Consider the following 13,156-nt stretch of genomic DNA (forward strand, 5'->3'; position numbering starts at 1 on the left):
CTCCGGAAATGGAAAGACGGGAGTAAAAGGTGTGCACCGGGAAGTAGCCAGAGCCATCAGCGGCAGTCGCCGCCGACGGCGATGCCTGCGTCAGTTCAGTGACGCAGGCGCTGGCTCATATGTAGCCGAGTAGCAGCAGCACCAGCACGATGACCAGCACCAGCCCAAGCCCACCCGTGGGACCGTAGCCCCAGCTGCGGCTGTGCGGCCATGCCGGAATGGCACCAACCAGCATAAGGATCAGAATGATCAGCAGTATGGTTCCCAAGCCCATGGCTATCTCCTTGCGTATCTGTCGGCGAACCACTCGACGTGGTGCGCCTGGCATCAGAAGCCTGTGCAGGCATCCGTTCGGATGCAGGGCATGGCGCTGCGGCGAAGCCAGCGTCTGGCAGAGCGCTCGTCGCAGCGCCATGCCCTACACCTTTTACGACTTGGCACGGAAACGGAAAGTGCAAACTTTAAATCGGCGCCATGACTGCGGTGCGGCAACAACCGTTAGCGCCGAGGTCGATGCTCCTGCGAGATTGCGCCAGACAATCATATTGCAGGCACCGCAATACTGTAGGAGCTGCGCCGCCCGCGACGAATCGTCAGGGCAACATCAAAACCGCAGTACGGCCACTATCGTTCGCGCCGAGGTCGACGCTCCTGCGAGATTGCGGCGCAGGTTGACTATTCGGACAGAGCGAAGCGTGCAGCGCGTTCAATCAGCTCGGCATCGGGCCGCACGCCGGTGTACAGGGCGAACTGCTCGACGGCCTGCAGGACGATCACCTCACCACCGGTGATGACCGACTTGCCCAGCGAACGGGCCAGACGAATCAATGGGGTTTCCACCGGCACGGCGACCACATCGAAGACCCACTGCGCAGCGGCAACGGCGCGCTCATCGAAGGCCAGTTGCTCGGCCTCCGCGCCACGCATGCCCAGCGGCGTGACGTTGACCAGCAGATCGGCCGGCTTATCGCCCAGCGTCTCACACCAACTCATCCCGCACTGTTCTGCCAGCGCCCTGCCCGCTGCTTCGTTGCGGGCAACGATGAGGCCATTACCAAAGCCGCTGTCACGCAATGCGCAGGCCACAGCCTTGGCCATACCACCATTGCCGCGCAGGGCGTAACGGCTGCTCTTGGGTACGCCGTGTTGCGCGAGCAGATGCACCACGGCGCTGTAATCGGTGTTGTAGCCCGTCAGGTGGCCGTCATCCGCGACGATGGTGTTGACCGACTGCAGCGTCGCTGCCGACTCGTGCAGGGCATCGAGGTGTTCGATGCAAGCTTCCTTGAACGGCATCGACACCGCGCAGCCGCGTACGCCCAGCGCGCGGATACCGCCGATGGCAGCCGGCAGGTCGGTGGTGGTGAACGCCTTGTACAGATAATCCAGTTGCAGCTCCTGATACAGATAGTTCTGGAAGCGCGTACCGAAATTCCCCGGCCGTCCGGAAAGCGACATGCACAGGCGGGTGTCCTTGCTGATGCTGAGTGTCATGCAAACAACCTCAGAGCTGGCTCAAAGTCTGCTACGCGCTTGCATGGCTCCAGCACGAGAGACGTTGGCCTGGCGCTTAGAAAATGTAATCGGTGGTCAGGAAGTTCGACGAACGCTGACGGATGATCTCGCTGACCAGCGCCTTGTTATCGTCCGTGAAACGGGTCGCCACCAGGGTGCGGATCGAGAAGGTACGCAGGGCGTCATGTACCGACAGCGTACCTTCGGCGGAATCCTTGCGACCGTTGAACGGGAAGGTATCCGGGCCGCGCTGGCACTGGGCGTTGATGTTGATGCGCCCGACCTGATTGGCGAAGGCATCGACCAGGCGACCAATCTGCTGCGCATCGTTGCCGAACAGGCTCAGTTGCTGACCGAAATCCGACTGCAGCACGTAGTCGATCACCTGCTCGACATCGCGATACGGCACCACCGGCACCAGCGGGCCGAACTGCTCTTCGCCGTACAGGCGCATCTCTGGCGTCACTGGGCAAAGCAGCGCCGGAAAGAAGAAACTCTTGCGGCTCTCACCACCACCCGGATTGATGATCTTCGCGCCTTTGGCGACGGCATCGGCCATCACCGTTTTCAGGTACTCGACCTTGCCCGGCTCAGGCAACGGCGTCAGCGCGACCCCCGCCTCCCAGGGCATGCCGGGCTTGAGTTTGGCCAGGCCGGCGCTGAATTTATCGAGGAATGGCTGCAGCACATCTTCGTGAACGAAGAGAATCTTCAGTGCCGTACAGCGCTGACCGTTGAACGACAGGGCCCCCGTCAGCGCCTCGCTCACCGCATTGTCCAGATCGACATCGGCCAGCACGATGCCCGGATTCTTGGCGTCCAGGCCCAGTGCCGCGCGCAGGCGATGGGGCTTGGGGTGCAATTTCTTCAGATCACTGGCGCCCTTGTGGGTACCGATGAAGGCGAACACGTCGACCTTGCCACTCTCCATCAGGGCGCTGACCGTTTCGCGCCCGCGGCCGTAGATGATGTTGATAACGCCAGGTGGGAAGCTGTCGCGGAACGCTTCCAGCAACGGGCGCATCAGCAACACGCCGAACTTGGCCGGTTTGAACACCACAGTGTTGCCCATGATCAGCGCCGGAATCAGCGTGGTGAAGGTTTCGTTCAGCGGGTAATTGTACGGCCCCATGCACAGCGCTACACCCAGGGGCACGCGGCGAATCTGCCCCAGGGTGCCCTGCTCCAGTTCGAAACGGCTGGAGCGACGATCCAGCTCTTTGAGCGCACCGATGGTGTCGACGATGTAATCGCAAGTACGGTCGAACTCTTTTTCGGAGTCCTTGAGGTTCTTGCCGATCTCCCACATCAGCAGCTTGACCACCGCAGTACGCTGCTCGCGCATACGGGCCAGAAAGGCTTCGACATGGGCGATGCGCTCGGCGACTCGCAGGTTGGGCCACTGCCCCTGACCATGATCGTAGGCTGCGACGGCGGCATCCAGCGCGGCCAGGGCCGCATCAGCGTCGAGCAGTGGTGTACTGCCGAGCACCACCTGGCGCTCGCCATCGTCCTCGGCGAGATGGATCGGGCTGCGTACTTGCGCCAGCGGCCCCTGCCAGTGGCGCAACTCGCCACCAACCAGGTATTCACGCTGCTCGACCGGGGCATCGGGGCGGTAGGCTTCGGGGATATCGTGCAGACGGGGGAACAGCGCAGCGGGGTCGAATGGACGGGACATGAGAGCTCCTAAGCGGAGGAAGCCCGGCCCCACGGCGCGGGCTACAACGAGATGAATTGGCTCAGTTCAGCAGCGCCAGGGCGTCGGCGCTCGCCTGGCGTACCTTGTCCCAGCCAGCGGAGCTGTCCAGCATCCAGCTGCCGCCGACGCACATCACGTTGGGCAGGGCCATGTAACGCTGCATGTTATCGGGGCTGACGCCGCCAGTCGGGCAGAAGCGGATGTCTCCGAATGGGCCACTGAGCGCCTTGAGCGCAGCGGTTCCGCCACAAATTTCCGCAGGGAACAGCTTGAAGCGGCGATAGCCCAGGGCGTAACCGACCATGATCTCCGAGGCACTGGCGACACCGGGCAGTAGCGGTATCGGACTGTCCAGTGCCGCACGCAGCAGTTCGTCGGTAGAGCCTGGGCTGACGATGAACTGGGCACCGGCCTCCTCCACCGATTCCAGCATGCGGCGATCCAGCACCGTACCGGCGCCAACGCACAGATGCGGGCGTTCTTCGCGCAGGCGGCGGATGGCGGTCAGGCCGTGCACCGAGCGCAGAGTGATTTCCAGCACCTGCAGGCCGCCGGCATCCAGGGCATCGGCCAACGGCAGAATGTCTTCCTCGCGGGCGATGGTGATCACCGGCATGATCCGCGCCCGTGCGCAGAGTGCATCGATGCTGGCAATCTTTTCAGCCATGGTGGGGGCTGGGCGATTGATGGCGTGTGTCATGTCTTTTGATCCTTTTGGCCTACGGGCACCAGTAAATTTCTAAAGGCGCGCCAAGAAACGCGCTGATCGGCATTTTTTTCTGATCACGGTGTTCTAGCGCCTGCTCCAGCACGCGCAACTTTCCCTCTCCCTCAATCGACAACAACTGCAGTCGAGCGGCCTTGAGCAGCGGCAGCGTGAGGGTCAGGCGCTGGTGTGGCACCGCTGGAGCGAGCATCGGCAAGCAGCGGCGTGAGCCATCTGCCTGCAGCGCTTGATCGAGATTGGGGCTGTTAGGGAACAGCGAAGCGGTATGCCCGTCGGTGCCCATGCCCAGTACCAGCACGTCGATGGGCGGCAGGTCGTTCAACGCCTGTTCGGTGAGCGTCGCCGCCTCTTCGAGGCTGCCCGCGCTGTGGTACAGGCCGAGCAGTCGCGCTTCGGCGGCTGGCCCCTGAAGCAAGTGCCGACGCACCAGTGCCTCGTTGCTGTCTTTGTGGGCAACCGGCACCCAGCGTTCGTCGGCCAGGCTTACCAGCACCTTGTTCCAGGGCAAGGACTGCTGCGCCAGCGCCTTTAAGAAGACGATCGGGCTACGCCCGCCCGACAGCACCAGCGTAGCGCTGCCATGGCTGTCGATGGCATCGCGCAGCGCGCCGGCCACTCGGTCGGCCAGAGCTTGGGCCAAGTGCTGCGAATTGTCGTGGCTGCGGGCAACCACGCCCGCGGGGAATTCGAGGTCAGAGATCGCCATACCAGGCCCTCCCGTCGCGAGTGATCAGGGCGATGGAGCTCATCGGCCCCCAGCTACCGGCGACGTACGGCTTGGGTGGGTCGCCAAGTTTTTTCCAGCCGGCGATCAACTGATCGCACCACTGCCAGGCGTGTTCGATTTCATCTTTGCGCACGAACAGGTTCTGGTTGCCACGCATGACCTCCAGCAGCAGCCGTTCATAGGCATCGGGAATGCGTGAGCTGCCATAGGTTGCCGAGAAATTCAGTTGCAACGGGCCGCTGCGTAGCTGCATACCCTTGTCCAGTCCCTGATCCTTGGTCATCACCTGCAGAGAAATACTCTCGTCCGGCTGCAGGCGGATGATCAGCTTGTTGCCTATCAACTGCCGCTGCTCGGGAGCGAAGATGTAGTGCGGCGGTTCCTTGAAATGAATGACGATCTGCGACAGCTTCTGCGCCATGCGCTTGCCGGTGCGCAGGTAGAACGGCACCCCGGCCCAGCGCCAATTGCGTATGTCGGCACGCAGGGCGACGAAGGTTTCGGTGTCGCTATGGGCGTTGGAGTTTTCTTCCTCCAGATAGCCCGGCACCGGCTTGCCATCGCTGGTTCCGCCCACGTACTGGCCACGCACCACATGACGGGAAAGCTGCTCGGCGTTCATCGGTTCGAGCGCCTTGAGCACCTTGACCTTCTCGTCACGGATGGCATCCGCCGAGAGATCGCCAGGTGGATCCATGGCGATCAGGCAGAGCAGCTGCAACAGGTGGTTCTGGATCATGTCGCGCAGCTGGCCGGCCTTGTCGAAATAGCCCCAACGGCCTTCGATACCGACCTTCTCCGCCACGGTGATTTCCACGTGGGTGATGTGGTTCTGGTTCCACTGGGTCTCGAACAGGCTGTTGGCGAAGCGCAGGGCGATCAGGTTCTGCACCGTCTCCTTGCCCAGGTAATGGTCGATCCGATAAACCTGGGTTTCCGGAAAGTAGGCCGCCACCGCATCATTGACCGCACGGGACGATTCCAGATCGTGGCCGATGGGCTTCTCCAGCACCACGCGGGTGCCTTCGGCCAGACCGACCGCGGCGAGGTTGGCGCAGATGCCGCCATACACGGAAGCGGGCGTGGCGAAATAGGCGATCAGCTGACGCCCGCTACCGACCGCTTCGGCCAGCTGCGGGTAAGCATCAGGTGGCAGGAATTCCATGCTCAGGTAGCGCAGGCGTGCCTGGAAACGCTGCATCACTGCCTCGTCCAGTTCCTTGGCGGGCAGGTAGCGGCGCAGGTGGCTGTCGATGGCGCTCAGGTGCGTGGCGGGATCACCGCCCTCGCGCGCCAGGGCAAGCAGCTGGGTATCCTCGTGCAACAGCCCGGCGCGATCGAGCTGATAGAGGGCAGGAAATAGTTTACGCAGTGCCAGGTCGCCCAGGGCGCCGAACAGAGCGAAGGTACAAGGCTCAACGGGAATCACGGACATGATCTTTTTTCTTCTATCAAGTTACCCTATTGATAGCGGTTAACCGCCAATTTCGCAACTGGAAATGTAGTAATAAAAACAACATTTTTATAGACTGCGGCTTGCTGATAGCCAGTAGACAAGAGCAGGCATAGGATTAACCCGATATTTCATCGGACAAGGATAATAATGGATCGCGTGCGCAATCTTCTCGAACAGATCCAGGGCCGCCTCGACAGCCTCAACAAGGCCGAGCGCAAGGTAGCCGAAGTGATACTGCACAACCCACAGCAGGCCACCCGATTAAGCATCGCCGCCCTCGCCCAGGCCGCCCAGGTCAGCGAACCCACGGTGAACCGCTTCTGTCGCTCGTTCGGCGTCAACGGCTACCCCGAACTGAAAATGCAGCTTGCACAGAGCCTGGCCAGCGGCGCGGCATACGTCAGCCGTGCCGTAGAAGCCGACGACGGCCCCGAGGCCTACACCCGCAAGATATTCGGCAGCGCTATCGCCTCGCTGGACAGCGCCTGCCAGAGCCTCGACCCGAACCTGATCAGCCGCGCCGTCGACCTGTTGATCCAGGCCAGGCAGATCCATTTCTTCGGCCTTGGCGCATCGGCGCCGGTGGCCCTCGATGCCCAGCACAAGTTCTTCCGCTTCAACCTCGCGGTGTCCGCCCACGCCGATGTACTGATGCAACGAATGCTGGCTTCGGTGGCCCATACCGGCGATCTGTTTGTGATCATTTCCTACACCGGCCGCACCCGCGAACTGGTCGAGGTGGCGCGCCTGGCGCGGGAAAATGGCGCCTCGGTGCTCGGTCTCACCGCCGCAGGCTCGCCGCTGGCACAAGCCTGCAGCCTGAGCGTGCATATCCCGCTGCCCGAAGACACCGACATCTACATGCCGATGACCTCGCGGATCATTCAGCTCACCGTGCTCGACGTGCTGGCAACCGGCATGACCCTGCGCCGTGGTGCGGATTTCCAGCCGCACCTGCGCAAGATCAAGGAAAGTCTCAACGCCAGCCGTTATCCGGCCAGCGAAGATCAAGGGTGAGCGACATGGCGCCATTCGTAGGGTGAATGGAGCGGCGCTAAACCGCGACCGCCGACCCACATCAAGTCCAGAGCGCCGCGTAACCCACCACGCGGTCGACCCTGATACCGAATGGTGGGCTACGGCGCCCAAGAATCTGGTCGCTCCCAATGATAACGACCAGCGCCTCCACCCACCCTACGAGCCTGCAAGCTAGCGTTGCGCGACTGCGAAATCGTAGTCAGCTTTTACTTGCGGCTTGTCGCTTGCAACTCGAAGCTTTACTTCCACCAGTACTCCACCTGAACCCCGAAATTGGAGCCATTGCGTGCGCTGCCGAAAGCGCCGGTGTCGGACAGTGCCGAGCCTTCCGCCAACAAATTCGCCGCTTCCTGCGCGGCGCGGTTCCAGCTGGCGTAGGTGTAGTAGAGGCGGACTTCCGGGCGCTCGAAGAAACCAGGGCCGGCCGGCGACCAAGTCGGTGCGACGGTGAACTTGGTCAGCTTGCGGGTGCCGCCGGAGGCGTCCACCTGGTCATGGCCGATCTCGCCGACCAGTTTGAACTGCTGCGTGAAGGCATAGCTAGTACGCCCACCCACCGACCACCAGTCCTGATCCTCTCCGTCATCACGCTTGTCCTTCTGGTAAACGGCCTGAACCTGTCCACCCAGACGCGGCGTCACCTGGAAGTCGAAAAACTCGACGACACGCCAGCTCTTGGCGCCACCATCGAGCGTCGGATCGCCGGTGTAGCCCAGGCCGGTTCCTGGCCCCTCGCCATATTGCAGCGCAAGCTTGTTGTCGCCTCCGAGGCCGAGGAAGTTCTTCTGCACGTGCTGCCCGGTCACCGACCAGCCGCTGTTCGCATCTTCAACGGAAGATGCCTTGTCGATGTAGCTGACCCCCACCTCGATCTCGCCGCCCGGGTTGGTCACGAAGCCGCCGACGTTGAAGTCGTGGCGGTTGATGTATTCCTTCTGGTCGTAGCTGTCCTTGCGCGAGAACACGTAGCTGTACTTGTAATCACCGATCTTCATTTCGTCGATACCGAAACCGGTGGCGCTCTGGTTCCAGTAGTAGAAGTCGGAGATATGAATATCGTTTCGCTTGTAGAAACGGCGCCCGGCCCACAACGAACCGCCATTGAGCGCCGGCATGTTGCTCCATTCGGCGTACATCTGGTTCATCCGCGCGGTACCACGATCACCAGTGAATTTCGGCGTGTGGCCATACTCGTTGAAGAGCTGCGCCATGCCCTCGATGCTCAGCACCGAGCCATCGTCCAGGCTGAACAGATCCTGGCGCAGATCCAGCTCGGCGTAGTGTTCGCACTCGTTGCCCAGGCGATACTTGGAGCGCGCCCCCGGCAATTGGAAGCATGACTGTCGGCCATTGCCGTCGGCAGTACCGGCACCGCTGCGCACGTAGCCGGTGAACTCCAGCGCCATTCCCGTGGCCGGTAGCGTCAGGGAACCCAACGCCATGGCCAGACCGAAACCCGTCGATCGTTTCATACCCTCTCCTGCTGTTTTTATTGTTGTTACCGCTTCATTTGCCGGCATCAGGACAACCGAGGCCATGACGGCACTCGCGAGACCGACTCCTTTTCAACGATTCTTTAACTGGGTGACATTGCTCTGTGGAGCGATATGGGCTTGCGGGCGTACGCGCTCGCCGCTGTCGGCGTCGAACAGCAGTACCCGCGAGGCGTCGATCTGCAACTCGATGCTTTGGCCGATCTCCGGCGCCTGATCCGGCGCCAGGCGGCAGCACAGCTTGGCGTCATTGACGCTGACGAAGACCAGAGTGTCCGGCCCGGTGGGTTCGGTGACCTCGACCACGGCAGGCAATGAAGCCTCCTGCCCTTGCTCGCTGGCCGGCTGAATCTGTTCGGGGCGGATACCGAGCAGCAATTTGCGTTGCTCGACACCCTCGGGCAGATGGCCGAGCTGCAATTCGCAGCTACCGGACGACGAAGTCAGCGTCGCCCACACCTGGCCGGCGCGGCGCTGCAATTGCACGGGCACGAAGTTCATGGGCGGCGAGCCGATGAAACTGGCCACGAACAGGTTGGACGGATCGTTGTAGATCTGTTGCGGCGTGCCGAATTGCTGGATCACGCCCTCCTTCATTACCGCCACCTTGTCGCCGAGGGTCATGGCCTCGATCTGGTCGTGGGTGACGTAGACCGTGGTGGTTTTCAGGCGCTGGTGCATCAGCTTGATTTCGGTGCGCATCTCCACCCGCAACTTGGCGTCGAGGTTGGACAGCGGCTCGTCGAACAGATAAATCTTCGGCCGTCGCGCCAGCGCACGGCCCATGGCCACACGTTGCTGCTGGCCACCGGAAAGCTGCCCCGGCTTGCGTTTGAGCAGATGCTCGATCTGCAGCAGTTTGGCGACCCGCGCCACTTCCTCGTCGATGGCCGCCGGGGCCATCTTGCGCATCTTCAGGCCGAAGGCGATGTTGTCGCGCACGCTCATGGTCGGGTACAGCGCGTAGGACTGGAACACCATGGCGATGTCACGATCCTTGGGGCTCATGCCGCTGATGTCGGCGTCATCGACCAGAATCGCGCCGTTGCTGATGCTCTCCAGCCCGGCGATGCAGTTCATCAGGGTGGACTTCCCGCAACCCGAGGGGCCGACCAGAATCAGGAACTCCCCGGCATCGATCTTCAGGTCGATGCTCTTGAGCGTGTCCGTCAGGCCACTGCCGTAGGACTTGTTGACGTTGCGCAATTCGAGCGTTGCCATTTACTTCTCTCCATTTTGAAAGCGTCGCGAGCGAAGGTCAGGCAAGGCGGAGTCAGGTGAGGAAGCGGAATTTAGGCCGCTAAATGAGCATTCCGAACCTGAATCCAACGCCGCATGACCGAGCGCAGTAGCTTTCAACCCTTTACCGCGCCGGCCGTGAGGCCACGCAGGAAGTACTTGCCCGCCACGATGTACACCAGCAGGGTCGGTAGCCCGGCGATCATCGCCGCGGCCATGTCCACGTTGTATTCCTTGGCCCCTGTGCTGGTATTCACCAGGTTGTTGAGGGCCACGGTGATCGGCTGGGAGTCGCCACTGGCGAACACCACACCAAAGAGAAAGTCGTTCCAGATCTGGGTGAACTGCCAGATCAGGCAGACCATGATGATCGGCAGCGACATGGGCAGCAGGATGCGTCCGAAGATGGTGAAGAAGCCCGCGCCATCGAGGCGCGCCGCCTTGACCAGCGCATCCGGCACGCTGACGTAGAAGTTGCGGAAGAACAGCGTGGTGAAGGCGATGCCGTAGACCACGTGGATCAGAACCAGGCCCGTGGTGGTATTGGCCAGGCCGAACTTGCCGAGGGTGAACGAGGCTGGCAGCAACACCGTCTGGAACGGCAGGAAGCAGCCGAACAGCAACAGACCGAAGAACAGCTGTGAGCCGCGAAAGCGCCACATCGACAGCACGTAACCATTCAGGGCGCCGACCGCAGTGGAAATCAGCACCGCGGGCACGGCGATCTTCACCGAGTTCCAGAAGTAGCCGCCGACCACGTCCCAGGCCTTGACCCAGCCGATCAGGGTGAACGCATCAGGCCAGGACAGCAGGTTGCCAGCACGCACGTCCTCGGGGGTCTTGAAGCTGGTCAGCAGCATCACGATCAGCGGCACCAGGTACAGCGCCGCGGCGAACAGCAAGGTGGCGTAGATCGCCACACGGCTTGGGCTGAAGGCTCTAGTCATGGCCGTTTGCCCCGCAGTTCCGAGTAGAGATAGGGCACCAGAATCGCCAGGATCGCGCCGAGCATCATCATCGCGCTGGCCGAGCCGATGCCCATCTGGCCGCGGCTGAAGGTGAAGTTGTACATGAACATCGCCGGCAGATCGGACGAGTAACCGGGGCCGCCCGCGGTCATCGCCGCCACCAGGTCGAAGCTCTTGATGGCGATGTGGGCGAGGATCATCACGGCACTGAAAAACACCGGCCGCAGGCTCGGCAGGACGATGCGCAGGTAGATGGTCGGCAGGCTCGCGCCGTCTACCTGAGCCGCACGGATGATCGATTGATCGACGCTGCGCAGCCCGGCCAGGAACAACGCCATGACGAAGCCCGAGGCCTGCCACACGGCGGCGATCACCAGGCAGTAGACGACCCGATCCTGATCCACCAGCCAGTCCAGGCGAAAGCCTTCCCAGCCCCAGTCGCGCAGCATCTTGTCCAGCCCCAGGCCGGGGTTGAGCAGCCATTTCCAGGCGGTACCGGTGACGATCATCGACAGCGCCATGGGGTACAGGTAGATGGTGCGGATGAAGCCTTCGCGGCGAATGCGCTGATCCAGCAGCACGGCGAGCAACACGCCGATGACCAGGCTGATGCCGATGAACATGCCGCCGAACACCATCAGGTTCTTGCTTGCCACCCACCAGCGGTCGTTGTCCATCAGCCGCACGTATTGCTGCAGGCCGACCCACTTGTAGCTGGGCATGAAGCTGGAATTGGTGAACGACAGCACCAGCGTCCAGAGGATGTAGCCGTAGAAGCCGACCAGCACCACCAACATGCTCGGCGCCAGCACCAGCTTGGGCAGCCAGCGCTGCAGCGCGTCGAAGGGTGAAGCCTTGCCGATTACCGTCGTGACACTCATCGGGCATTACCAGTGTGGAGATGAAATTCGGGTCGAACGCCGCCTGCGACTGGGCCGAGGCCTGGTCGAAGGAGGCTTTGCTGATTGGGAAATGGGCCGGTTAACCGGCCCGGATCAACCTATTGGGCGGATTTGATCGCCGCGTTGATCTGCGCGCCGGCCTTGCTCGGGTCGGCGTTCTTGTCACTCATGAAGTTGGTGACCACATCGAAGATCGCCCCCTGCACCGCCAGGTTGGTGGCCATGCTGTGGGCCATGCTCGGCTCCAGCTTGCCGCTCTTGTCGGCCGCCTGGAAATCCTTCATGGAAGCCTGGGCGCAGCTGTCGAACTTGCTCATGTCGAGGTCGGAGCGTACTGGGATCGAACCCTTGTTCTCGTTGAACACGTACTGGAATTCGGGCTCCAGAGCGATACGCGCCAGGGCGTGCTGGGCGGCGATATCGCCTTCCTTCTTGAGCTTGAACATGGCCATGGAGTCGATGTTGTAGGTGTAGCTGCCGGCTGTGCCTGGCATCGGCACACACTGGTAATCCTTACCCGCGACCTTGCCGGCGGCCGTCCACTCGCTCTTCGCCCAGTCCCCCATGATCTGCATCCCGGCCTTGCCATCGATGAGTTCGGCAGTTGCCAGGTTCCAGTCACGGCCCGCGCGGTTGTCGTCCATGTAGGTGGAGAGTTTTTTCAGCGCGGTGAACACTTCGGTCATCTGCGGGCTGGTGAGGGTCGCTTCGTCGTTCTCGACGAATGCCTTGTGGTAGCCCTCGGCGCCCATGATGCCAAGCACCAGGCCTTCGAATACGGTGCTGTCCTGCCACGGCTGACCGCCATGGGCCAGGGGCACGAAACCGGCGGCCTTGAGTTTGTCGCCTGCGGCATAGAGTTCATCGAGGGTGGTCGGTGCCTTGTCGATCCCGGCCTTCTTGAATACTTCGGGGTTGATCCACAGCCAGTTGACGCGATGGATGTTCACCGGCACGGCGACGTAATGGCCGTCGTACTTCATGGTGTTGGAGACGGTTTTCGACAGCAGGCCATCCCAGTTGTTGGCCTTGGCGACGTCATCCAGCGGCGCGAGCAGATCCAGCGCGCCCCACTCCTGCAGATCCGGCCCCTTGATCTGCGCGGCACCGGGCGGGTTGCCGGACACCACACGGGTCTTCAGCACGGTCATCGCGGCAGAACCTGCGCCACCGGCCACGGCACTATCCTTCCAGGTGTAACCGTCTTTCTCGACCAGCTCACGCAGAACCTTCACGGCCGCAGCCTCGCCGCCGGACGTCCACCAGTGCACGACTTCGACCGTACCTTTGGAGTCGGCTGCCAGGGCAGTGAGTGGCAATAGCGAGGCGAGAGAAACGGCAGTAGCGAGACGAGTGATCGCGTTCATCGAAGTACCTTTCTTGTTGTTA

The 13,156-nt window shown here is 62.0% G+C and carries 12 protein-coding genes; 1 reads left to right on the top strand and 11 read right to left on the bottom strand.

Annotation, left to right across the window (positions count from 1 at the left end):
* Positions 1–115: 115 nt before the first annotated feature.
* The 6 genes from ACZ0AI_RS07205 to zwf form a co-directional block, all read right to left on the bottom strand.
* Positions 116–274 (bottom strand): DUF3309 family protein, encoded by a 159-nt coding sequence (locus tag ACZ0AI_RS07205; protein WP_070883450.1) that lies wholly within the window; start codon positions 272–274, stop codon positions 116–118.
* A gap of 401 nt (positions 275–675) precedes the next feature.
* Entirely contained in the window at positions 676–1,494 is an 819-nt protein-coding gene (locus tag ACZ0AI_RS07210) for a shikimate 5-dehydrogenase (RefSeq protein ID WP_463565159.1), read from the bottom strand.
* Between the two features lie 76 nt (positions 1,495–1,570).
* The gene (locus tag ACZ0AI_RS07215) at positions 1,571–3,196 is read right to left on the bottom strand and encodes an NADP-dependent glyceraldehyde-3-phosphate dehydrogenase (RefSeq protein WP_463565160.1); all 1,626 of its coding nucleotides are present in this window, start codon (positions 3,194–3,196) and stop codon (positions 1,571–1,573) included.
* A gap of 61 nt (positions 3,197–3,257) precedes the next feature.
* On the bottom strand, positions 3,258–3,917 hold the full coding sequence (locus ACZ0AI_RS07220; RefSeq protein ID WP_463565161.1) for a bifunctional 4-hydroxy-2-oxoglutarate aldolase/2-dehydro-3-deoxy-phosphogluconate aldolase: 660 nt from the start codon (positions 3,915–3,917) through the stop codon (positions 3,258–3,260).
* Between the two features lie 19 nt (positions 3,918–3,936).
* Complete coding sequence (gene pgl, locus ACZ0AI_RS07225; RefSeq protein WP_463565162.1) at positions 3,937–4,650, bottom strand: 6-phosphogluconolactonase; 714 nt, start codon at positions 4,648–4,650, stop codon at positions 3,937–3,939.
* Positions 4,637–6,106: a glucose-6-phosphate dehydrogenase gene (zwf, locus tag ACZ0AI_RS07230; protein WP_463565163.1), complete on the bottom strand. Its 1,470-nt coding sequence runs from the start codon at positions 6,104–6,106 to the stop codon at positions 4,637–4,639. Before zwf ends, pgl begins: the two co-directional genes overlap by 14 nt.
* A 177-nt stretch (positions 6,107–6,283) precedes the next feature.
* Here zwf and ACZ0AI_RS07235 point away from each other — a divergent pair, with 177 nt between their 5' ends.
* Positions 6,284–7,144: a MurR/RpiR family transcriptional regulator gene (locus ACZ0AI_RS07235; protein ID WP_463566067.1), complete on the top strand. Its 861-nt coding sequence runs from the start codon at positions 6,284–6,286 to the stop codon at positions 7,142–7,144.
* A gap of 260 nt (positions 7,145–7,404) precedes the next feature.
* Here ACZ0AI_RS07235 and ACZ0AI_RS07240 read toward each other — a convergent pair whose 3' ends face one another.
* The 5 genes from ACZ0AI_RS07240 to ACZ0AI_RS07260 all read right to left on the bottom strand — a co-directional run bounded on the left by ACZ0AI_RS07240 (position 7,405) and on the right by ACZ0AI_RS07260 (position 13,134).
* Entirely contained in the window at positions 7,405–8,637 is a 1,233-nt protein-coding gene (locus ACZ0AI_RS07240; RefSeq protein ID WP_463565164.1) for a carbohydrate porin, read from the bottom strand.
* A 93-nt stretch (positions 8,638–8,730) separates the two neighbouring features.
* Positions 8,731–9,879: an ABC transporter ATP-binding protein gene (locus tag ACZ0AI_RS07245; RefSeq protein ID WP_463565165.1), complete on the bottom strand. Its 1,149-nt coding sequence runs from the start codon at positions 9,877–9,879 to the stop codon at positions 8,731–8,733.
* Between the two features lie 134 nt (positions 9,880–10,013).
* Positions 10,014–10,844: a carbohydrate ABC transporter permease gene (locus ACZ0AI_RS07250; RefSeq protein ID WP_042554091.1), complete on the bottom strand. Its 831-nt coding sequence runs from the start codon at positions 10,842–10,844 to the stop codon at positions 10,014–10,016.
* Positions 10,841–11,746, bottom strand: coding sequence for a carbohydrate ABC transporter permease (locus ACZ0AI_RS07255; protein WP_463565166.1), 906 nt, complete (start codon positions 11,744–11,746; stop codon positions 10,841–10,843). The genes ACZ0AI_RS07250 and ACZ0AI_RS07255 overlap by 4 nt, the downstream gene beginning before the upstream one ends.
* Before the next feature lie 119 nt (positions 11,747–11,865).
* Positions 11,866–13,134 (bottom strand): ABC transporter substrate-binding protein, encoded by a 1,269-nt coding sequence (locus ACZ0AI_RS07260; protein ID WP_463565167.1) that lies wholly within the window; start codon positions 13,132–13,134, stop codon positions 11,866–11,868.
* Positions 13,135–13,156: the final 22 nt, after the last annotated feature.

It is taken from the genome of Pseudomonas sp. AC355, from assembly GCF_979258205.1.